The sequence below is a fragment of the Streptomyces longispororuber genome, from assembly GCF_014656095.1.
Classification (GTDB): Bacteria; Actinomycetota; Actinomycetes; order Streptomycetales; family Streptomycetaceae; genus Streptomyces; species Streptomyces longispororuber.
The window spans coordinates 1-21,477 of sequence record NZ_BNBT01000150.1 but is presented as its reverse complement, the minus strand read 5'-3'; the positions used below and the strand labels follow the sequence as shown (position 1 = coordinate 21,477).

General features: G+C 74.5%; 14 protein-coding genes. 5 read left to right on the top strand and 9 right to left on the bottom strand.

From position 1 onward, the window contains the following. Positions 1–119 precede the first annotated feature (119 nt). The gene (locus IE330_RS31655; protein ID WP_190139611.1) at positions 120–764 is read right to left on the bottom strand and encodes an FMN-binding negative transcriptional regulator; all 645 of its coding nucleotides are present in this window, start codon (positions 762–764) and stop codon (positions 120–122) included. A 388-nt stretch (positions 765–1,152) separates the two neighbouring features. On the opposite strand from IE330_RS31655, the gene IE330_RS31650 reads away from it, so the two are divergent. After that, entirely contained in the window at positions 1,153–2,478 is a 1,326-nt protein-coding gene (locus tag IE330_RS31650; RefSeq protein WP_190139610.1) for a lysine N(6)-hydroxylase/L-ornithine N(5)-oxygenase family protein, read from the top strand. A gap of 207 nt (positions 2,479–2,685) precedes the next feature. Here the strand turns inward: IE330_RS31650 and IE330_RS31645 are convergent, their stop codons facing one another. Further along, on the bottom strand, positions 2,686–2,910 hold the full coding sequence (locus tag IE330_RS31645) for an MbtH family protein (protein ID WP_190139609.1): 225 nt from the start codon (positions 2,908–2,910) through the stop codon (positions 2,686–2,688). 647 nt (positions 2,911–3,557) lie between these two features. On the opposite strand from IE330_RS31645, the gene argJ reads away from it, so the two are divergent. The 3 genes from argJ to IE330_RS31630 are packed head-to-tail and all read left to right on the top strand — an operon-like array spanning position 3,558 to position 6,840. Continuing rightward, entirely contained in the window at positions 3,558–4,712 is a 1,155-nt protein-coding gene (gene argJ, locus IE330_RS31640) for a bifunctional glutamate N-acetyltransferase/amino-acid acetyltransferase ArgJ (protein WP_190139608.1), read from the top strand. Then, positions 4,709–5,620, top strand: coding sequence for an acetylglutamate kinase (argB, locus tag IE330_RS31635; protein WP_190139607.1), 912 nt, complete (start codon positions 4,709–4,711; stop codon positions 5,618–5,620). The genes argJ and argB overlap by 4 nt, the downstream gene beginning before the upstream one ends. Then, positions 5,617–6,840: an acetylornithine transaminase gene (locus IE330_RS31630; RefSeq protein ID WP_268257370.1), complete on the top strand. Its 1,224-nt coding sequence runs from the start codon at positions 5,617–5,619 to the stop codon at positions 6,838–6,840. The genes argB and IE330_RS31630 overlap by 4 nt, the downstream gene beginning before the upstream one ends. A gap of 367 nt (positions 6,841–7,207) precedes the next feature. Here the strand turns inward: IE330_RS31630 and IE330_RS31625 are convergent, their stop codons facing one another. Further along, positions 7,208–7,732, bottom strand: coding sequence for a hypothetical protein (locus IE330_RS31625; RefSeq protein WP_190139606.1), 525 nt, complete (start codon positions 7,730–7,732; stop codon positions 7,208–7,210). Between the two features lie 329 nt (positions 7,733–8,061). Beyond that, a complete protein-coding gene (locus IE330_RS31620; RefSeq protein ID WP_190139605.1) occupies positions 8,062–9,561 on the bottom strand; it encodes an amidohydrolase family protein in 1,500 nt (499 codons plus the stop codon). Positions 9,562–9,693: 132 nt separating this feature from the next. On the opposite strand from IE330_RS31620, the gene IE330_RS31615 reads away from it, so the two are divergent. Then, positions 9,694–10,692, top strand: coding sequence for a Ppx/GppA family phosphatase (locus IE330_RS31615; RefSeq protein WP_190139604.1), 999 nt, complete (start codon positions 9,694–9,696; stop codon positions 10,690–10,692). 117 nt (positions 10,693–10,809) lie between these two features. Here the strand turns inward: IE330_RS31615 and IE330_RS31610 are convergent, their stop codons facing one another. From IE330_RS31610 to IE330_RS31585, 5 genes are all read right to left on the bottom strand, one after another. Further along, complete coding sequence (locus IE330_RS31610; protein ID WP_190139603.1) at positions 10,810–12,096, bottom strand: Rieske 2Fe-2S domain-containing protein; 1,287 nt, start codon at positions 12,094–12,096, stop codon at positions 10,810–10,812. Between the two features lie 111 nt (positions 12,097–12,207). Continuing rightward, entirely contained in the window at positions 12,208–15,072 is a 2,865-nt protein-coding gene (gene redH, locus IE330_RS31605) for an undecylprodigiosin ligase RedH (RefSeq protein WP_190139602.1), read from the bottom strand. Then, the gene (locus IE330_RS31600) at positions 15,069–16,223 is read right to left on the bottom strand and encodes a class I SAM-dependent methyltransferase (RefSeq protein ID WP_190139601.1); all 1,155 of its coding nucleotides are present in this window, start codon (positions 16,221–16,223) and stop codon (positions 15,069–15,071) included. Before IE330_RS31600 ends, redH begins: the two co-directional genes overlap by 4 nt. Next, positions 16,211–17,026, bottom strand: coding sequence for a thioesterase II family protein (locus IE330_RS31595; protein WP_190139600.1), 816 nt, complete (start codon positions 17,024–17,026; stop codon positions 16,211–16,213). Before IE330_RS31595 ends, IE330_RS31600 begins: the two co-directional genes overlap by 13 nt. Before the next feature lie 38 nt (positions 17,027–17,064). Further along, positions 17,065–21,477 (bottom strand): aminotransferase class I/II-fold pyridoxal phosphate-dependent enzyme (locus IE330_RS31585; RefSeq protein ID WP_229926064.1); only part of this gene is annotated, 4,413 nt, incomplete at its 5' end.

Genomic DNA, 21,477 nt, shown 5'->3' with positions numbered 1-21,477 from the left:
GGGGCACCGCCGCACGGGCCCGCGGCGCCACCGCGAGGCCCTGCCGGGGCCGCGCCACGAAGCGCGCGCCCTCACCCGTGGGGGCGGTGAGGGCGCGCGCCCGCGGCCGTGGGGGCCCGCTACGGCAGCTTGTCCATGAGGCCGGCCGCCGCCCGGTACCGGGTGCACTCACGGCCGCCGAACGAGCGCCGTACGCGCTCCTGCACCTCGGTCGGCTGCTCCTGGCTGAGCTTGAACATGCCTTCCGCGCCGGTCACCTTGAAGTGGAACGCGCCCACCGCGGGGACGATCTTCCGGAAGTAGTCGAGGGACTCGGTCATGTCCCAGCCCGCCCCGAAGGCGCCCTCGTAGGCGCGTACGGTCTCCTTCACCACCGCCAGGGTGTTCTCTATGCCCTCGATCTTCTCCACCACGCCGTGCACGTGCACCGACGTGAAATTCCACGTGGGCGCCGCCGGTGTCACCTCGTACACCGTCGGCGAGACGTAACCGTGCGGCCCGGTGAACGTCAGCAGATTCACGCTGCCGGATTCGAGCGCCTTCCAGTGCGGGTTCGCGCGGTTCATGTGGCCGAGCAGCCTGCCGCCCGCGAGGTCGTCGGACCATTCGCCCGTCCACTCCGGGTCCCTGATCACCGGCAGGTGCGTGGCGAACGGCCCGGCCTCCGGGCTGCCGTTGCTCACGAAGAGCGCCAGCGGATTGCCGAGGATCAGGTCGACCATCCACGAACTGTCCGGCTGGCGGTACTGGCTCGGAACGTACATCCGCAGCTCACCCTTTCGTTGATTTCACGCATGGCGCGGCGCCGGGTCGGCGACGTTAGCAACGCTTTGAGCGGCACGACCAAAATGCGGACGAGCGACACGGCTGTCCCGTCGACAGGACAGCGGTTGCCTGGCCGGGCACGGTGGTCGGGACCTCTTGAAAGGTCCGTCCGGCACCTCTAAGTTGGCGTGGCGGTGTTCTCCAACGCAATACTCAATGCGTGTCTTCCGGGCCGCAGGTCGAGAAGCCCGAGACCTTCAGCCGCAGACGGAAACGAGAGTTGCCAGCATTTCCGACCTCGGTCCTCCTGGGCAACCGCACTCTTACTGAACCTCATCGATTGATGCGGGAAGTCCCTGTCGAAGCTACGCCAGCGGGAGATTATCTATGGGTACGCGTGAACACGAGATATACGACATCGTTGGCATCGGGTTCGGCCCGTCCAACCTGTCCCTCGCCATTGCCCTGGAGGAACACCAGAGCAACACCTCCGACCAGCCGGTCACCAGTGTCTTCTTCGAGCGGCAGGCGGCCTTCGGCTGGCACCGCAACATGCTCCTCCCGCAGGCGACGATGCAGATCTCGTTCCTGAAGGACCTGGCCACCTTCCGGAATCCCGTGTCCCGGTACAGCTTCGTGTCGTACCTGCACGCGTCCGACCGCCTCGTGCAATTCGTGAACAACCAGGACTTCTTCCCGACGCGGCAGGAGTTCCACCAGTACCTGGAGTGGGCCGAGTCCCACTTCAGCGACCGCGTCACGTACAACGCGGAGGTCACCGGCGTCCGGCTCGCGCGGGACGCCGGGACCGGCCCGGAGCAGTGCCTCCAGGTCGAGGTCCGGGACACCGTGAGCGGCGCGACGCGCTCCGTGCTTGCCCGCAACGTCGCCGTGTCGACCGGCCTCGTGCCGCGCATGCCCACGGGCATGGAGCGCGACGAACGCGTCTGGCACAGCTCGGAGTTCCTCGCCAAGTACGGCCGGATGGACCCCGCGGAGCTGAACCACGTGGCCGTGGTCGGCGCCGGGCAGAGCGCGGCGGAGATCACCAAGTTCCTGCACGACATGCTGCCGCACGCGCAGGTGTCGGCGGTCCTGCCGTCGTACGGCTACTCGGTCGCCGACGACACGCCCTTCGCCAACCAGGTCTTCGACCCGGCCGCGGTCGACCACTACTACTACGGCACGGAGACGACGCGCGACGCCTTCTGGCGCTACCACAAGAACACGAACTACTCCGTGGTCGACGACGACGTCATCCGCGAGCTGTTCCGCCGCGCGTACGAGGAGGAGGTCGCGGGCGAGCAGCGCCTGCGCTTCCTGAACCTGACCCGGGTCAAGGAAGTGAAGCGCTCCGGCAACGACACCCGCGTCGTCCTGCACTCGCTGCTCGACGGCGAGACGGAGCAGGAGATGGACGTCGACGCCCTCGTCTTCGCCACCGGCTACAGCACCATGGACGCCACCGCGCTGCTCGGCGAGCTCGACCGCCACTGCCTGCGCGACGAGCAGGGCCGCCACCGCGTCGAGCGCGACTACCGCGTGGTCACCGACGAGGACCTGAGCTGCGGCATCTACCTCCAGGGCGGCACCGAGCACACGCACGGCCTGACCTCGTCCCTGCTGTCGAACATCGCCGTCCGCAGCGGTGAGATCGCCGAGTCCGTCCTCAGGCGCCGGCCCAGCCCCACCGCGGCCCGCGGCGAGGCCTGACCGTTCCGCCGACGGCTCCCGCGCACGGCCCGTCAGTCCGGCTGGCGGGCCGTTCCCGTGCCTGTACCCGCTCCCGTGCCCGTGCAGGGCCGCGGCCACCGGCCGGGGGAGGGCCGCACCGGCCCGGCGGGCGGACCGCCGCGGGCGTGCGTGAGGGCCCCGGTGCCGCACCCGGCACCGGGGCCCTCGGCGTCGCGGAACGACGCGTCACGCGGCCGAGTCGGCCGCCATCGCGTCGCGCAGGCTCTTGGGGCGCAGGTCGGTCCAGTTCTGCTCCACGTAGTCCAGGCACTCCTGGCGGCTCGCCTCGCCGAACACGACCCGCCAGCCCGCGGGCACCTCGGCGAAGGACGGCCACAGCGAGTGCTGCTCCTCGTCGTTCACCAGGACGTAGAACCGGCCGTCGGCGTCGTCGAACGGGTTGCTGCTCATAGGTACTCCAATTCAAGAGGTCTGGTCTCCGGTCGGACCGGTCCTCGAGCTCCGCAGATTCCGCGCGCCGCGGAGCATCGGCGAAAGGAGAATCCGGCCGGTGGACCGGGGCCCGCCGCCGCGGCGAGATCGTCCGCGGGCCGGGCTCCGGCTCCGCCATTGTGGTTCGGGACGGCTCCGGCGTCCAGGCCTGCCCGGCCTCCGGCGAATTGCCGGGTGCTGCTCCCGTGCATTATTGCGACGCGGTGAAATCCATGGGGACAACACAATGACCGCAGAATGCGTGGTCTCCCGCGACCGTGCTCCCCGGTGGGTGCGGCGCGTACCGGTGCGTCCTGTGGACAGGACAACGCCCCGGTGCCGAACGCACGAATCGCCGGTACTTTGTTGCGAGTCGCCCCTCACCCCGCCCGGCCGTCGCGGAGCGGCGTCGCCGATGCCCGTCGGTGCGCCGAGGGCTGGTGGGCGGGGTGGGCAACGACCGCGGCCGGACAGCGCCTTGTCGCCTTACGGCGCTCCGCCGTCAGAATCGAGAAGGGGACGGCACGGCCCGTGCCATTTCACCGGAGTCGTGGCCGGTGTCCTTGCCGCGGCCCCCTCGGCCTTCCCGGACGACCGGGAACTTCCGCTTTAGGAGTCGTAGAGCCATGAGCGTCACGGCAGCAAAAGGGTTTTCGGCCGCGGGCGTCGCGGCCGGAATCAAAGCAAAGGGAAAACCCGATCTGGCCCTGGTCGTGAACCACGGCCCGCGCCGGGCCGCCGCGGGGGTCTTCACCGCGAACCGGGTGAAGGCCGCCCCCGTCGTGTGGAGCGAACAGGTCCTCAGGGGCGGGCAGGTGACGGCCGTCGTCCTCAACTCGGGCGGCGCCAACGCCTGCACGGGCCCCGCCGGCTACGAGGACACCCGGGCCACGGCCGAGAAGGCGGCCGCGGCCCTCGACGGCCACCGCGCCGACCAGGTCGCGGTGGCCTCCACCGGGCTCATCGGCACCCGCCTGCCCATGGACAAACTCCTTCCGGGTGTCGAGGCCGCGGCCCGCGCGCTGTCCGAGGACGGCGGCGAGCAGGCGGCCGTCGCCATCAAGACCACCGACAGCGTGCACAAGACGGCCGTGGCCGAGGGCGAGGGGTGGACCGTCGGCGGCATGGCCAAGGGCGCGGGCATGCTCGCCCCCGGCCTCGCCACCATGCTGGCGGTGCTCACCACGGACGCCGACCTGCCCGCCGCCGACCTGGACCGGGCGCTGCGCGCGGCCACCCGCGTCACCTTCGACCGCGTCGACTCCGACGGCTGCATGTCGACCAACGACACCGTGCTGCTGCTGGCCTCCGGCGCGTCCGGCGTGACACCGGGGTACGAGGAGTTCGCGGAGGCCGTACGCACGGTCTGCGACGACCTGGCCCGGCAGCTCGTCGGGGACGCCGAGGGCGCGAGCAAGGACATCCGCATCGACGTCGTCCACGCGGCCACCGAGGACGACGCGGTGGAGGCCGGGCGGTCCATCGCCCGTAACAACCTCCTCAAGTGCGCCATCCACGGCGAGGACCCCAACTGGGGCCGGGTGCTCTCCGCCATCGGCACCACCTCCGCCGCCTTCGAGCCCGACCGCCTGAACGTCGCCATCAACGGCGTCTGGGTCTGCAAGGACGGTGCCATCGGCGTGGACCGCGCGTCCGTGGACATGCGGGGCCGGGAGGTCGTCATCACCGCGGACCTGGCGGCCGGCACCGCGTCGGCCACCCTGTGGACCAACGACCTGACGTCCGCGTACGTCCACGAGAACAGCGCGTACGCGTCATGAGGATCCCCACCCACGAACACCCCGCCCTGGAGAAGGCGCAGTCCGTGATGGACGCGCTGCCGTGGCTGAACCGCCACCAAGGCATGATCTGCGTCATCAAGTTCGGCGGCAACGCCATGATCGACGACGAGCTGAAGGCCGCCTTCGCGCACGACGTGGTCTTCCTGCGCCACGCGGGACTCAAGCCCGTCGTCGTCCACGGCGGCGGCCCGCAGATCAGCGCCGCGCTGCGGCTGCACAGCATCGAGAGCGAGTTCAAGGCGGGCCTGCGGGTCACCTCGCCGCAGGCCATGTCCGTCGTCCGGATGGTCCTCGCCGGGCAGGTGCAGCGCGAGCTCGTCGGGCTCATCAACCAGCACGGCCCGCTCGCCGTCGGCCTGACCGGTGAGGACGCGGACCTCATCACCGCCGTCCAGCACCGGCCGAAGAGCGAGGACGGGGAGATGGTCGACATCGGCCGCGTCGGGGAGATCACCCAGGTGAACCCGGGCGCCGTCGAGGCGCTGCTGGCGGACGGCCGCATCCCCGTGATCTCGCCCGTGGCCCGCAGCGTCGACGACGACTACGTCTACAACGTGAACGCCGACACGGCCGCCGCCGCCGTGGCGGCCGCCCTCAACGCCCACACGCTGGTCTTCCTCACCGACGTCGAGGGGCTGTACCGGGACTGGCCGCAGAGCGACGAGGTCATCAGCCGGCTCAGCGCCAGCGAACTGGAGAAGATCCTGCCGGAGCTGGCCGACGGCATGGTGCCGAAGATGGCCGGGTGCCTGCACGCGGTGCGCAACGGCGTGGGCAGCGCCCGGGTCATCGACGGCCGCGTCCAGCACTCGGTGCTCCTGGAGATGTTCACGCGCGAGGAGATCGGCACGCTGGTCATGCCGGACATCGTGGAGGGCCTGCAGTGACCGGGACCGCGCGGGGGACCGCCGCCGACCGGTCCGAAAAGACGCTCACGGAGCGCTGGCAGGCGTCGATGATGGACAACTACGGCACTCCGCGCGTGCCGTTGGTACGCGGGGAGGGCGCCGCCTTCTGGGACGCGGACGGCAAGAAGTACCTCGACTTCGTCGGGGGCATCGCCGTCAACTCCCTGGGCACCGCGCACCCCGCCGTCGTCCGGGCCGTCAGCGAGCAGATCGGACAACTCGGCCACGTGTCGAACCTGTTCGTCGCGGAGCCGCCGGTCCGGCTCGCCGAACGGCTGCTGCGCCTGACGGGGCGCAGGGGCCGGGTGTTCTTCGCCAACTCCGGCGCCGAGGCCAACGAGGCCGCCTTCAAGATCGGCAGGCTGACCGGGCGGCGCCGCACGGTCGCGGCCGAGGGCGGCTTCCACGGCCGCACCATGGGCTCCCTCGCGCTGACCGGGCAGCCCGCGAAGCGGGCGCCGTTCGAGCCGCTGCCGGGCGAGGTCACGCACGTGCCGTACGGCGACACGCAGGCGCTGCGCGCGGCCGTCGACACCGACACCGCGCTCGTCGTCCTGGAGCCGATCCAGGGCGAGAACGGCGTGGTCGTGCCCCCGCCCGGCTATCTGGCGGCGGCCCGCGAGATCACCCGGGCCGCGGGGGCGCTGCTCGTCCTCGACGAGGTGCAGACCGGCATCGGCCGCACCGGCCACTGGTTCGAGTGCCAGGCGCAGGGCGTCGAGCCGGACGTGCTCACGCTCGCCAAGGGGCTCGGCGGCGGGCTGCCGATCGGCGCGACCCTGGCGTTCGGCCCGGCGGCCGAGCTGCTGTCACCCGGCACGCACGGCACCACGTTCGGCGGCAACCCCGTCGCGTGCGCCGCCGCGCTCGCCGTGCTCGACACCCTGCACGCCGACGGCCTCCTCGACCACGTCAAACGCCAGGGCGAGGCGCTGCGCCAGGGCATCGAGGGCCTCGACCACCCGCTGGTGGACCGGGTCCGCGGGGCCGGGCTGCTGCTCGGCATCGTCCTGACCGAGGCGGTCGCCGGGCGGGTGCAGGAGGCGGCCCAGGACGCGGGCCTGCTGGTGAACGCCGTCGCGCCGGACACGATCCGGCTCGCCCCGCCGCTCATCGTGGGTGAGGACGAGGTGACCGCCTTCCTGCGCGCGCTGCCGGGCGTACTGGAGCGGGTGCGGCGGGAGACCGCCGCCCCCTGAGGCACGACGCGTCCGGACGGAGTCCGGAGCACGTTCGGCGTACGTGTACGGCGCGGGCCGGGCCGGGGTGCGTACGGCGGCGGGCCCGCGCTGGAAGGCGTATGGCGGCGGGTCCGGCCGCGTGCGCAGCGGAGTGCGTTCGGCGTACGCCCTGGTGTGGGCCTCTGACGCGGGACGTGTCGGCGTGCGTGCGGCGGCGGGCCGGGCCGGGACGCGTATGGCGGCGGCCCCGCGTCGGGATGCGTACGGCGGCGGTCCGTGGGGTGGGTTCCGGTGTCGGCTGCTGGTCCGCCTTGGCCACGCGGTGCACGGACGGGTCGCCCGCCGCCGGTGGGCGGCCCGTCCGTGGTGTTCCGCGGCCGTGTGCTCAGCCCGCGTCGTCCCCGCCGGTCGCGTTCCCGTCCTCGTCGGGACCGAACAGCGCCTGGCAGACGTCGTCCAGGCAAGGCGTGCGCGCGGCGAGCGCGGTGGCCTCGACACCGGCCCCGTCGAGCGCGGCCTCGAGGGCGCCCAGCGCGGGCGCGCCGCCGTCGCCCGGTACGTCCAGGGTCAGCGCCGCGGGGTCGGGCACGGCCTGGTCGAACAGGGCGGCGGCCGACTCCAGTTGGCCCGCCGTGGCGAACCCCAGCCCGACCGGGCCGCCGGACAGGAGGTCGCTCGCCAGCGCCAGGGAGCCGTGTCCGCCGGGTGCCGGCGGGGCGGCCCCGCCGGTGTCGGGGCCCGTGCTGAGCAGCGTGAGCCGGGCGGGCCGCTCCTCGCGCGCGGCGGGCCCGGCGGGCGGATCCTGCGGCGCGCCGGGTCTCCGGTGCGGGGTCCGCCCGTCCTCTCCGCCCGCGTCCGCGGCGGCGGCGAGCTCGTGCGGGGAGTCGTCGGCGTAGGGCGTGAGATCCATGACGCCATGGTGGCACAGTTATGGCGCCACAAGGGGCAACTCGCGTTCCGGGCGCGGAACTGACCGAATACCGCCCCTCGTCCACAGCGTCCGCCCTCCCGGAATGCCAGGTACCGCTTCACCGCAAACCCGCTTCACCAGCACTTCACGGGATGCCCGCACCTTCCGCCCGGTTCCGCACGCGGGTGGTGCCGGTCGCTCTCGGCCGCGCCTCCCGCGGGCCGCCGTACGCCCGGCGCGCGCCCCATCTCGTCGCTGACGGTGCCCGTGGCGGCAAAGTGGCACCATGGCTGCCACTAGTGGCGCCACCCCGCTCCCGCGGGCGGCGGTCAGCGGCGCACCGGGCGGCCCGGCAGGGCGTCCGGGACCAGGACGCCGTCGCGGACCACGGACGTGCCGCCGACCAGGACGTGCGCGTGGCCCGTCGAGGGCCGGGTGCTGTCGGCGTACGTGGCCCGGTCGCTCACCGCGGTGGGGTCGAAGACGACGAGGTCGGCGTCGCACCCCGCCTGGACGCGCCCCTTCCTGCGCAGCGCGGGCACCCCCGCCTCCAGGATCCGCGCCGGGAAGAGGCTCGCCCGCGCGACCGCGTCCATCAGGCCGAGGGCGCCGAGCTCCCGCACGTACCGGCGCAGCACCTTGGAGAACGTGCCCGCGGTGCGCGGGTGCGTGACCGCGGCCCCGGGCGGCACCGGCCATGCCAGCGGGTCGGCCGCCGGGTCCGTCCAGGTCAGCGGCATCGCGTCGGAGCCGATCACGGTGTGCGGGTGCAGCAGCGCCCGGTCCAGGAAGGCCCGGTCGCGGGCGTCGTCCTCGTCCAGGAAGGGCAGGAACGCCAGCGCCCCGGGATCGGCCGCGCGCAGGGCGCGCAACTCCGCGGCGTCGCGCACGCGCCGGCCCGTGCGGGCGTACACGATGTCGGACACCTCCCGGCCGGACAGCCGGGCCGGGTCGAGGAAGGCGGCGCCGACGGCGGTCATGCCCGCGCCGTACGGATAGGCCTCCGTGGACACGCGGGCGCCCTCGGCCCGGGCGCGGTCGAGGACGGCGAGGACGCGGTCGGTGTGCCGGTGCGAGGTGGACGGCACGTGGCAGTAGTGGGCGTGCACGCCGGTCTCGCCCGCGGCCCTGGCGATCTCCTCGGCGCCGTCGACGGGCGTGTCCGGCTCCTGCTCCACCAGGTCCCGCGCGTGCGTGTACGTGGGGACGTCGGCCCCGGCGGCGAGGCGGGCCACCGCCAGGTACTCCTCGGGGCGCACCCGCGGCGCGTAGCCCATGAGGACGCCGATGCCGAGCGCCCCGGCGTCGAGGTCCCGGCGCACCAGGTCGAGGAGCGCCTCCTCTTGGGCCCGGGTGGCCTCGCGCTGCCAGGCGGGCTCGCCGAGGCGGTGCAGGGTCGCGGTGATGCCCCCGCCGTGCGGCAGCCCGCCCACGGCCGCCATCCGGGCCTGCGCCCAGGACGCGGAGAAGCCGTAGTTGAGCGGGCGGCCCTCGGCGGCGGCGAGCCGGTAGGCCTCCTCGACGGGGGACAGGCCCGCCTCCAGTTCGAGGACCGTGGTCACGCCGTCCAGGGCCTGGAGCCGGTGGCCCTGGACGGTGTGGGTGTGGCTGTGCAGATCGATGAAGCCCGGGGCGACGACGAGCCCCGACACGTCGAGGACCCGGCGCCCCGGCAGCGGCGTCGCCGAGACCCCGGAGATCTCCCGGCCGGTCACGCCGACGTCGGCCACCGCGTCGAGGCCGCTCTCCGGATCGAGCACGCGGCCGCCGCGCAGGACCAGGTCGTGGTGCGGGGCGGGACGGTGGGCGGGGCGGGTGAGTGAGGTCATGGAGTCACGCTACGGACCCCGGGGCCGAGGGGGCGGCGCATGCGGCCGATGGAAACGGGGCATGTCATGGAGGGAAACGGCACATGTCGTGTCCGTGGGCGTGCCGGGATTCTGCCGGGGTACTGAGGGCTCATGCGAGTGAGCGTGCTGGATGTGGGGTCGCGCACGGCGCGGCTCGTGGTCGTGGACGCCGACAGCGGGGCTCCGCTGCCCGTCCACACCGCCAAGTGGAAGCTGCGGCTCGGCGAGCAGGTGGAGCCCGGCGGGCCGCTGGGCGAGGAGAGCGTGGAGCGCCTGGCGCACGCCGTGGCCTCCGCCGCCGCGACGGCCGAACGCTGGGGCGCGGGGCGGCCGCTGGCCTTCGCCACCGCCGTGATCCGGGACGCGCCGAACCGCCAGGAGGTGCTGCGGGCGGTCGCCGTGCGGACCGGTGTGTGGCTGCGCACCCTGCCGGGGGAGCTGGAGGCCGAGCTGACGTTCCTCGGCGCCCGCCGCTGGCTGGGCTGGCGGGCCGGGCCGCTGGTCCTGATGGACATCGGCGGCGGCTCGCTGGAGGTGGCCTTCGGCCGGGGGCGGCTGCCGGACTTCGCGGTGTCGCTGCCGCTCGGCGCGCACCGCCTCACCCACCAGTACCTCGCCGCCGACGACCCGCCCTCCGAGCAGGCCCTCAGGGACCTGCGGCGCCAGGTGCGGCACCAACTGCGGGACGTGGCGGCGCGGATCCGCTGGGAGGGGCCGCGCACCGCCGTGGCGACCTCGCGGACGTTCCAGCAGCTCGCCCGCCTGGCCGGGGAGGAACCGGGCAGACACGGCCCGTTCGTCGACAGGACCCTGCGCCGCTCCGGCCTCCGCGAGGCCCGGGAGCGGCTCGCTCGTCTGCCCGCCGCCGAGCGGGCGCGGCTGCCCGGCATCTCGGCGCCGCGGGCCGGGCAGAGCCTGGCCGGCGCGGTCGTCGGGCACACGGCGATGAAGCTCATGGGCGTCAAGGCGGCGGCCGTGTGCCCCTGGGCGCTGCGCGAGGGCATCCTCCTGCGCCACATCGAGGACGGCTCGCAGTGGTGGGACGAGCTCGCCGAGGACGGCGACCCGGTCGCGGCGGGCAAGGCGCCGCTGCGCGTGGCGACGTCCTGACCCGGCTCGCGGGGCCGGTGCCCGACGGCCCGGTGTCCGAGGGCGGCTTGGCCCGGGTCCCCGTAAGGCACGGCCCCGGCGCGCGTTCCGGCCCCCTCACCGGAACGCGCACGCGGCTCAGGACGCGCTCTTGCTGAGGCCCTCGGCGGGGGCCGGGGACTCCTCCGCCGCGGTGCCGCTCCGGGCGGCGGCCCCGTTGCCGCTTCCGTTGCCGCCGCTGCTGTTGCCGTTGCTGTTGCTGTTGCTGTTGCCGTTGCCGTTGGCCGTGACCGCCGCCCTCGTCGCGGGCTCCGCCGCGGCCGCCGCCGGGGCCGGGGCCGCGGGAGCCGGGGCCGCGGGAGCCGGGGCCGCGGGAGCCGTGGCGCGGGCCTCGGCCTCCGCGCGTGCCTCCGCCTTCAACCGGTCCCGCATCTGGAGGTACTTGGCGTTCATCTCGTCCGGGGCGATCAGCTTGTTCACGCCGCGCTCGCTGACCTTGGGCTCCTGGCGCGCCATGATGTCGTTGTCCTGCTGGTCCTGGACGTACTTCTCCATCTGGAGCGAGGCCCGCAGGATCCACGGCCGCAGCGGCTTGATCGGCACCATCCGCTTGAGCAGCGGGTACTCCCACAGCCGCATGATCGCCTGGGTGTTCTCGTCGTCGATCGGCGTGAGCCAGGTCGTGACCTCCAGGAGGCCCTGGCGGACGTGCGTCATGCAGGGCGCCTGGTAGATGAGGTCGAAGTGCCAGATGTTGTCGGGGTTGCCCTCCTCGCACTGGTCGAAGGTGGAGCGGATGATCGTGCCGTCCACGTCCACGCGGTGGTTCACGATCTTGTTGGCGGCGATGTAGCGCTCGCGTCCGTCCGTCCAGAGCTTGCGCCAACTGCCGTACATGAACGTGTAGTCGATGATGTTCGCCCAGTGGTCCCGGTGGACGAACGTCACGTGGTAGAACTCCAGCAGGCTCTCGATGTACCGGGTGTAGTGGACGGGCCTGCTCCAGGTGATCGTCTCGTACGGCCGCGGGTGCTCGGCGAGTTCGCGCGGGAGCACGATCTCCGGCAGGCTCGCGCGCTTGTCGCCCCACCACAGCCACACCAGGCCGTACTGCTCGCGCACCTCGTACGTGTCGATCCGCATCGACGCCGGGATGCGGCCCTCCGCGCCGAGGGCCGGGATCAGGCGGCAGGTGCCGCCCGTGTCGTACCGGAAGCCGTGGTAGGGGCAGGCGATGGAGTTGCCCACGAGGCGCCCGTCGGACAGGTTCGCGCCCTTGTGCGGGCAGCGCGCCGACTGGCAGACCAGCCTGCCGTCGAGGTCGCGCCAGAGCACGAGCTCCTCGCCCAGGCGCTTCACCCCGGTCGGGGCGCCGCGTTTGACGTCTTGGGTCCGCAGGATCGGATACCACTGGTTGGGGATCATCTGGTCGCCTCTCGCTTTCCTCTCCGCTGCTGCTGTCCGCCGCGGGGCCGCGGGCGCCTCGGGGCTCGGGGTCCCGAGGGCCCGGGCGGCTCGGGACTTTCGGGGTTCCGCTCAGCCCTCGACGACCTCGACGACCCCGGTGTCACCGTCGACCATGACCATGTCGCCGGTGTTGATCACTTGGGTGGCGTGCTTGGTGTTGACCACCGAGGGCACGTTGAACTCGCGGGACACGATGGAGCTGTGCGAGAGCATCGACCCGATGTCCGTGACCACGCCGCCCGCGATGGCGAACAGCGGTGTCCAGGACGCGTCGGTGTGCCGGGTCACGAGGATCTCGCCCGCCTGGAACTCGTCGGCCTGCCACACCAGGTCCTCCACGATCCGTGCCCGGCCCACGATCCGCCCCGGCGACGAGCCGAGGCCCGTCAGCCGCGCCCCGTCCCGGACCGGCCGCGCCGCGCGCGTGCCGTCGTACGCGCCGACGAACGTCAGCGGCGGCTCCGGCAGGCGGTTGTGGTACTCGTGCACGCGCCGCCGCTCGTCGAGGGCCTCCCGCGGGAACGCCTCGGCGGCCGTCGCCCCGCCCGCCACGAAGCGGCGTACGTCCGCGAAGTCCAGGTAGGCCACCTCGTCGAGCGAGCGCAGGACGCCGTCGGCGACGAGCCGCCGCCCGACCTCGTACACCACGTTCCTGACCAGCCAGATCGACGTGATCATCGACATGCGGGTGGACTCGCGCAGCTCGCTGCAGAGCGCGTACATCGCCATCACGCCCTCCAGGGTCTTGCGCCGCGGCAGCGGAAGACCGGCCAGCACCGCGCGGACGTCGCCCTCCTGGCGGGCGCGGCTGCGGCCCATGATGTCGTCGGCGGTGAAGCCGTCGGCGGCGTAGCGGCGGATCATCTGGAAGACGTACGACGGGTCGTCGATCCAGCGCGGGTGGGTGAGCTCCATCTCCTGGCGGCCGCGGGTGCCGTTGGCGCGCAGGAACGGCTCCATCCGCGTGTCCCAGAACTGCTGCCCCTCGGGGTCCGCGCGCAGGTGGTCCGGGACCTCCTCCAGGGGCGCCGACTCGATGATCTCCATGACGCGCGGGCGGGCCTTGGCGGCCTGCGCGACGGCCCAGATCTCCTGCGCGGACGCCACGGTGCGCAGGCTCGACATATCGGTCTTGAGGCGGTTCTGGAGGTTGTCGCCCGCAGAGCCGAGCCACCGCGCGCACAGCTCGGTGAGGATGCCGTAGAACCCGAACGCGTTGATGTAGTACGGCATGTAGCCGACGTGCGCGTCGTGGAAGTAGTGCAGGTAGCGGGTGAGTTCGGCGTCCAGCTCGCGCCGGGACATCCGGGTCAGGTCCAGGCGCCGGGCGCGGTCGAACTCGTAGTCGCGCGTCCGCGCCATGTCCCGGGCGCGGCCCTTCATCACGACCATCTCGCGCCCCGTCTCGCGCAGCCAGTGCACGGTGGACAACAGGTCCTCGACCCCGCCGGGGAAGGTGCCGAACGGGTTGGTGTACGTCGCGAGGTCGACCTCCTCGCTCACGAAGCGGCGGGTGAAGTGCCGCTGGTCGCGTGTCGGCAGGGCCTGCCCGAGCAGATACGCCGTGTAGGAGATGTTCAGGTACACATGGCCCTGGAGGTAGCCCATGTGCAGGTCGACGTCGCCGATGTCGCGCACGCCGAGGGCCCGCGCGCAGTCACCGTGCACGTGGTCCTGGTAGTGGCGGGCGAAGCTCAGGCCGAGCGGGGACATCAGGCCCACGAAGATCTCCCCGATGTCCATGCGCGACCACAGCGTGCCGCCCACGACCGCCTCCGGCTGCCGCTCCCGGCACCGCGCCAGGTACGGGCTGCGGTCGCCGTCGGCCGCGTCGGGGCGCGGCCGGGTGGTGATGGGCCGGGCCTGGAGCAGGTGCAGGGTGCCGTCGCGCAGCGCCCACTCGATGTCCTGCTCGCAGCCGTAGTGCTCGCGCACCCGCAGGGCGAGCCGGGCCAGGGCCGTGAGCTTCTCCCGGGTCAGGCAGGGCGCGTCCCGGTCGGCGGCGTCCACCTTCGTCATGCCGATGCGGCCCGGCGCGAGCGGCGCGCACTTGGTGACCTTGTAGCGCACGCGCTCCTCGACGACGTCCAGGGTGCGGTCGTCCACGACGAAGAAGTCGCTGGAGACCCGGCCCGACACCAGCCCCTCGCCGAGCCCGCAGCACGCCTCCACCACCAGCCGGTGCGGCCGGCCGCCGACGGGGTCCACGGTGAACAGCACGCCGCTGACGTCCGCGTCCACCATCTCCTGGACGACGACGGCGATGGCCCCGGCCGGGCCGGAGCGGTAGGCCGCCGCGCGGTCCGACCAGAGCGACGCCCAGCAGACCTTGACCGCGTCCAGCAGCGCCGCGTCGCCCGCCACGTCGAGGACGGTGTCGTGCTGGCCCGCGAAGGAGCGCCCGGCGGAGTCCTCCCGCACCGCCGAGGAGCGCACCGCGACGCGCGGCCGGCCGAGCTCCTCGTAGGCCGCGAGGACGGGCCGCGCGACGGCCTCCGGAAGCTCCCGGGCAAGCACCAGCTCCCGTACGACGGCGGGAGCTTCGTGCCGTGCCTCGGCCGCGCGCAGCTCGGCGCCGAGCCCGCTCTCGCGCAGGAACAGCTCGAACAGCCCGGTGGTGAGGCAGAACGCGGGCGGCACCGGAAGCCCCGCCCGGAGCATCTCGTCGAGCCGGGCGCCCTTGCCGCCGAGCACGTCGGCACCCGCGGGTACGCCGGCACCGCCGGGCACGTCGGCGCCGCCGGGGCGCGCGCGGCCCAGGACGGTGACGAGGCCGGCGTGCGGGGAGGGGGCGCCGGTGGCGGGGGCCGTCGTGGCGTCGGCGGCCGCGGGCGCCGCGTCCGTGCCCGCGCCCGTATGCGCGCCCGTGTCCGTGCCCGTGTCCGTGGTCGTGCCCGTGTCCGTGGTCGTCTTCGTGGTCGCCTTCGTGGTCATGACGCGGCCTCCTCGGCGGCCTGCGGGGCGGGGGAGAGCGCCCGCGCGGCCGGGCGGTGGCGCACCGGGCCCGCGGGGGCGTTGACGCCGGTGACGGCGCGGAACGGCTGGCCCGGCACGACACCCGAGGCCCGCACGTCGGTGAACCCGGCCTCCCGCACCTGCCCGAGCAACTCGTCCTCGCGCGGCAGCGGCCCGCCGAACGCGGCCAGCTCGAACCACAGGTTGAGCACCTCCAGGCCGAACGCGCTCCCGCCCCGGAAGGACGAGGTGAGCAGCAGCCTGCCGCCCGGGGCCAGGAAGGACCGCGCCCGCGCCAGGACCTCGGCGCGCTCCTCGACCGGGAAGTAGTAGATGTTGTTGTGCAGGGTCACCAGGTCGAACTGCGGCTGGAGGTCCAGGGTGCGCAGATCGCCCCGGCGGGTCTCGACGCGGTCGGCGAGGCCCCACTGCGCCATGTTCTTCGCGGCCTGCTCGGCGACCTCGTCCTGGAGGTCGACGGCGAGCGCGGTCAGGCGCGGGTTGAGTTCGGCGGCGTACCGCACGTACGTGCCGCTGCCGCAGCCGATCTCCAGGAGCCGCACCGGTCCCGTGCGCGGCAGCGCCCGGCCGACGGCCTCCTCGACGAAGCCGCGCAGCACGAGCGAGGAGCGGGCGACGACCAGGCCGTCCTGGTCGGAGAGCGTGAACCGGTCCCCCTGGGCGAGCATGCGCGGGGCGTCGCGCAGCGCGGGCACGTGGAACCGCAGCACCTCCTCCAGGGCCGCGGCCACCGGGTCGTTGTGCACCCGCGCGAGCGCCTTGGCGGTGCGGCTGCGCAGCAGGTAGCAGCCCTCCTTCCGGCGCAGCTCGCCGAGGCGCACCCCGGCGTCCAGCCAGGCCCGCAGCCGCTCCCGGTCCGCGGGCCCGGCGCCGATCCGCTCGGCGACGCTCTCCAGGTCGCAGGGGCGCGCCGCCAGGCAGCGCAGCACGCCGGAGCCCGCCGCGGCCGCCAGGAACGAGGCCCGGTACAGCGGGTGGAACAGGGTCCGGTCGAGCACGAGAAGCAGCGGCAGGCGGGGGTCGGTGACGACGCGCGCCGCGGCCAGCACGTCCGCGACCGGCTCCCGCGCCCGGTCCTTGACGGCCCTGGCCAGGCTCAGTAGGTCCATGAGGGTTCCTTCTCCTCGGCGGTACGGGTGAGTTCGGTGCGCAGGTCGCGCAGGAGGGGACGGCGCTCGGGGCCGTTGAGGAAGAAGTGGCCGCCCGGCACGCGGCGGCACAGCAGCGAGGCGCCGGTGTACGCGCGCCACGCCTCGACGCCCGGCGCGGGCGCGACCGGGTCCCCGGCGGCGGCGTACGCGGTCATCGGGCAGGCCAGCGGGGGGCGCGGCCGCCAGCGGTAGCGCTCGCACGCCGTGAGGTCGGCGCGCAGCACCGGCAGGCGGCGCTCCAGGTAGGCCCCCGCGACGCGGTCGCCGGGTGCCAGGGCCCCCAGGTCGTGGACCAGGGCGCGCAGCGCGTCGTCGCCGAGCGCGTGGTCCGCGCGGTCCCCGTACAGGTGCGGGGCCCGGCTGCCGGACACGAACAGGTGGCGCGGTTCCGGCGCGCCGCGTGCGCGCAGCGCGCACGCCACCTCGTAGGCGACGAGCGCCCCCATGCTGTGCCCGAACAGGACGTAGTCGCGCACGGGTCCGGCCGCCAGCAGCGCGTCCGTCACGTCGGACACCAGCGCGTCCAGGTCCGTGTACGGCGCCTCGCGCAGCCGCCGGCCCCGCCCGGGGAACTGCACCGGCACCACCGGCGCCCCCAGCAGGTCCGGCCAGTCGCGGTACACGGAGGCGGTGCCGCCCGCGTACGGGAAGCAGATCAGGCGCGGCGTCCCTGCGGCCGCCTCCGGGTCCGGGCCGGGGCCGGGGAACCAGTCGGTGGCCGTCGGGGGCGCCGGCCGGGCCGGGCGCGCGGATGGGTGCACGGGTGGGGTCCTCTCGCGGTGCGGCGGCCCGGGGGCCGTCAGCGCTTGACGTGGGCGCGGCCCTCGGGCGAGTCGAGCCAGTCGAGGGTGAGCCGCACCCCCTCCTCGAAGGTCACCTCGCTCTTGAAGCCGAAGTCGTCGCGGGCACGGTCGACGGCGTACGACTGGTCGCGGTCGAACAGGTGCACCGCGTGCCGCGTGAGCACCGGCCGCGCCGTGATCCGCAGCGCCCCGTACACCCCCTCGGAGAGGGTCGCGACGCCGCGCGCCAGCGGGGCGGGCAGGCTCAGCGACGGCGGCTTCACCCCGAGGCCGCGGGCGAGCGCCTCGATGTAGGCGCGCCACGTCGTGCGCTCCGGGTCGCGCAGGTTGTACGTGCCGCCGGCCGCGGCCTGTGCCCCGCAGGCGGCGATCATCGCGTCGGCGGCGTTGCGCACGTAGAGCAGCCCGGCCGGGACGTCGCCGCCGCGGATGTAGACCATCTGGCGGGCCAGGAGCAGCGTCGCGATCTCCACGACGAAGTCCTTGCTGCGCGGCCCGTACACGCTCACCGGCCGCACCACGGTCAGCGGCAGCAGGGCACGCGCCGCCGCCTCGCGGACCGCCTGCTCGCCGAGGAGCTTGCTGCGGTTGTACGGCAGCCCGATGTCGCGCGGAGGGGTGCTCTCGTCGCCGGGCCGGACCGGGTAGCCGTACACGTCGGTGGTGCTGACGTGCAGGAACCGCTCCACGGTGCCCGCGTGCGCGGCGGCCTCCACCAGGCGGCGGCTGCCGTCGACGTTGACCTGCCGGAACCGGTCCCACGGGCCCCAGTCGGCGGACAGGCCGGTGCAGTTGTAGACGTGCCGGACCCCGGCCGTGGCGCGGCGCAGGCTCTCCGGGTCGTCCAGGTCGCCGACCGCCACCTCGACGGCGTCGGGGTCCGCGCCCGCGAACCCGGACCGGTCGCTGCCCGCGCGCACCAGCGCCCGGACCCGGTGGCCGCGCTCGACGAGGCGGTGCGTGAGGTGGCCGCCGATGAAGCCACCGGCTCCCGCGACGAGCACCTCCGGGACGGCGGCCACGGGGCCGGGGGCGGCGGCGACTCCGGCGGTGGGCTCGGTGGTCCTGCTGGGGTCGGCGGGGTCGGTGATTCCGCTGGGCTGAGTGGGCTCGGTGAGGTCGGTGATCCTGCTGGGTTGGGCGGGTTCAGTGGGTTCGGTGATCCCGCCGGGCTGGGCGGTCTCGGTGGGCTCGGTGGGGTCGGTGGGCTGACCGGCCGCTGTGGCCCCGGCCGCCTCGGGGGTCTCAGCGGTCCCGGCCGCTCCCGTGGCCCCGGCGGTCCCGACCGCCCCGGTCGCCCCCGCGGGCGGGATTCCGTTCTGCTGCTGCTCTGCCATGGCTCGTCCCAACAGGTCGAGGGCGCGGTCGAGTTCGTCGCGGGTGTGGTCGGCGTTGATGAAGAAGCGCAGGCGGCACTCGTCGCGCGGCACGGCCGGGTAGCCGATCGGCATCACGTTCACGCCGAGCCGGAGCAGCGCGTTCGACAGCGCCATGGTCCGCTCCCAGTCGCCGATGACGACCGGGACCACCGCCGACGCCCGGGACACGCCGATGTCGAGGCCGCGGGCGCGGGCCGCGTCCCGGAAGTGCTCGGCGAGGTGCCGCAGCCGCGCCACGCGCTCCGGCTCGTCCCTGAGCACCCGCAGCGCCGCGAGGGCGGCCGCCGTGTTGGCGGGGGCGATGCCGGTGCTGAAGATGTGCAGCGGGGCCGTGAACTTCAGGTACTCCACGATCGTGCGCCGCGCCGCCACATAGCCGCCGAGGCTGCCGACGGCCTTGCTGAGCGTGCCCATCCACAGGTCGACGTCCGCCCGGTCGACGCCGAAGTACTCGCCGATGCCCCGGCCGGTGCGGCCGAGCACGCCGATCGAGTGGGCCTCGTCGACCATGAGCATGGCCCCGTGCCGCCGCTTGACGTCGATGAACTTCGGCAGGTCCGGCAGGTCCCCGTCCTGGCTGTAGGCACCCTCCACGAGCACCAGGGCGCGCCGGGCACGGCCGCGCGCGGCGGTGAGCATCCGGTCCAGGGCCCGCCAGTCGTTGTGCGGGAAGGGCCTGCGCAGGGCACCGGACAGGACGCTGCCGCGCACCGCGCTGTCGTGGATCCACTCGTCGTGCAGGATCAGGTCCTCGGGCCCGAAGAGGTGGCCGATGGTGGCGACGTTCGTGGCGTGCCCGCCCGCGAACACGATCGCGGCCTCGGTGCCGAGGAACGAGGCGATCTCGGCGTCGAGTTCGTGGTGCAGCGGGGTCTCGCCGCACAGCAGCGGCGTCGCCGAGCAGGACGTGCCGTACCGGTCGACGGCGGCCTTCGCCGCGGCGCGGACCCGCGGGTGGTGGGAGAGCGCCAGGTAGTTGAAGGCCGCGAAGTTCAGGACGCGCGCGCCGCGCACCCGGGCCCGGCCGCCGTTGAACCCCTCGTGCGTACGGCCGTACGGGTTGGTCCCGTCCGCGGTGGCGAGCCGCAGCCGCTCCCGCAGCTCGGCGTACTCGGGCCACTCCTCGAAGACGCGCTCCTGGGTGACGGGTTCGAGCGCGGGCTCGGGCGCGGTTTCGGGCTCGGGGGCCGGTACGGGGGTCTGCTCGGGCATCGGTGAGGGCTGCTCCGGAGGCGGTGCGGGGCTCCGCGCCGCGGCCCGCGCCCCGGCTGAGTCGAGCAGGTCCACCAGTTGCCCGACGGTCGGGTCCTCGGGCAAGTGCTCGCGGTTGCCGTTGAGCCGCCCCGGGAACCGCCGCAGCAGGGCCCGCTCCAGCTCCTGGCGCATCAGCGAGTCGAAGCCGAGGTCCATGCCGAGCCGCGCGTCCTGGGGTATCCGCCGGGCGTCGTAGCCGCAGACGCGGGCGACGTGGGCGAGGACCTCATGCCGGGTGGAGGGGGTGCCGCGCGGGGGCGCGGGGGCGAGCGCGGTCCGGGGCGCCGCGGGCTCGGCCGTGGTGGGCGCGGGCCGCGTCGGCTCGGGCCCGTACGTCTCGGGCTCGCTCCTCTCGGGCTCGCTCCTCTCGGGCTCGCTCCTCTCGGCCCCCGTCGTGCCCAGCCCCGTCGTCCCCGCCCCGGCCACGCGAGGCGGCGCCGCACGGCCTGGGGAGCCCCCGGCCCCCCGCGCCACAGCCTCGCCGGCCCTCCGCGCCGCAGCCTCGCCCGCTCCCCGCGCCACCGCGTCCGCACGCCCGGCCCCGTCCCGCATGTCTGCCTCCTCCGGCGGTGTGAACCAGTACGGCTCGGGCTCCATGACCGCGTGCGGCACCGGCACCCGTGGTCCGCGGCGGCCCTCGTCGAGCGCCGCCCAGTCGACCTCGCCGCCCGCGCAGTGCAGCCGCCCCAGCGAGGTCAGCAGCGTCTCCCAGTCGCCCGAGCCCGTCGCGGCACCGGCGGGGGGCCGCCGCAGCGACGGCAGCCACAGCTCCGGCCCCGGCGCGGCCGGGGCGGCGGCGAGCGTGCCCGCGAGCGGCGCGCGGGCCAGGCCGAGCAGCGTCGGGTGCGGTCCCGCCTCCACGAACGCGGCGCAGCCGAGCCGCCGCAGCGTCGCCATGCCGTCGGCGAAGCGGACCGTGCCGAGCAGGTGGGCGGCCAGGGCGTCGGCGTCGATCCGCCCGACCGGCTCGCCGGTGGCGTCCGACACCCACGGCACGACCGGCTCGGCGAACCGCACGCCCCGCGCGGCCGCGCGCAGCGGCTCGGCGGCACCCGCCATCAGCGGCGAGTGGAAGGCGCCCGAGACCGCGAGCGGCCTGACCGTCACACCCCGCTGAACGAGCGCGGCCCGGGCCCGCTCGATGTCCGCCCGCTCCCCGGAGAGGGCGAGGTGCGTGGGGGAGTTGACCGCGGCGACCGCCACCGACGCGTACCCGGCGGCCACCTCACGGACCGCCGCCGCGTCGCCCACACAGGCGATCATCGCGCCGTCGCCCGGCTGCTCGTCCATGAGGCGGCCGCGTACGGCGGCCAGGGCGAGCGCGTCCTCGAAGGACAGCGCGCCGGACACGCACGCGGCGGCGTACGCGCCGACGCTGTGCCCGAGCACGGCCGCGGGCCGCACCCCGAGCGACCGCCACAGCTCGGCGAGCGCCACCTCAAGGGCCACGAGCGCGGGCTGGCAGCAGCGGGTGGACCGCAGCAGCCCGGCCCGGTCCTCGTCGAACAGCAACTCCTGGAGCGGCAGACCCAGTTCGGGCCGCAGGACGCGGTCGGCGCGGTCGATCGCGCGGGCGAAGGGGGCGTGCGTGCCGTACAGGCCCCGGCCCATGCCGGAGTACTGCGCGCCTTGGCCGGTGAAGAGGAACGCGACCTTCGGCGCGGGCCCGTGCCCGGCCGTCCCGCGCACCACGGCCGTCGACGCCTCGCCGTGCGCCAGCGCCGCCAGGCCCGCGTCGAGCGCGGCCGCCGCCCGGCCGACGACGACCGCGCCGTT

Coding starts and splice junctions, on each gene's coding strand:
- IE330_RS31655 (WP_190139611.1), bottom strand. CDS start 764: ATGTACGTTCCGAGCCAGTACCGCCAGCCGGACAGTTCGTGGATGGTC.
- IE330_RS31650 (WP_190139610.1), top strand. CDS start 1,153: ATGGGTACGCGTGAACACGAGATATACGACATCGTTGGCATCGGGTTC.
- IE330_RS31645 (WP_190139609.1), bottom strand. CDS start 2,910: ATGAGCAGCAACCCGTTCGACGACGCCGACGGCCGGTTCTACGTCCTG.
- argJ (WP_190139608.1), top strand. CDS start 3,558: ATGAGCGTCACGGCAGCAAAAGGGTTTTCGGCCGCGGGCGTCGCGGCC.
- argB (WP_190139607.1), top strand. CDS start 4,709: ATGAGGATCCCCACCCACGAACACCCCGCCCTGGAGAAGGCGCAGTCC.
- IE330_RS31625 (WP_190139606.1), bottom strand. CDS start 7,732: ATGGATCTCACGCCCTACGCCGACGACTCCCCGCACGAGCTCGCCGCC.
- IE330_RS31620 (WP_190139605.1), bottom strand. CDS start 9,561: ATGACCTCACTCACCCGCCCCGCCCACCGTCCCGCCCCGCACCACGAC.
- IE330_RS31615 (WP_190139604.1), top strand. CDS start 9,694: ATGCGAGTGAGCGTGCTGGATGTGGGGTCGCGCACGGCGCGGCTCGTG.
- IE330_RS31610 (WP_190139603.1), bottom strand. CDS start 12,096: ATGATCCCCAACCAGTGGTATCCGATCCTGCGGACCCAAGACGTCAAA.
- redH (WP_190139602.1), bottom strand. CDS start 15,072: ATGACCACGAAGGCGACCACGAAGACGACCACGGACACGGGCACGACC.
- IE330_RS31600 (WP_190139601.1), bottom strand. CDS start 16,223: ATGGACCTACTGAGCCTGGCCAGGGCCGTCAAGGACCGGGCGCGGGAG.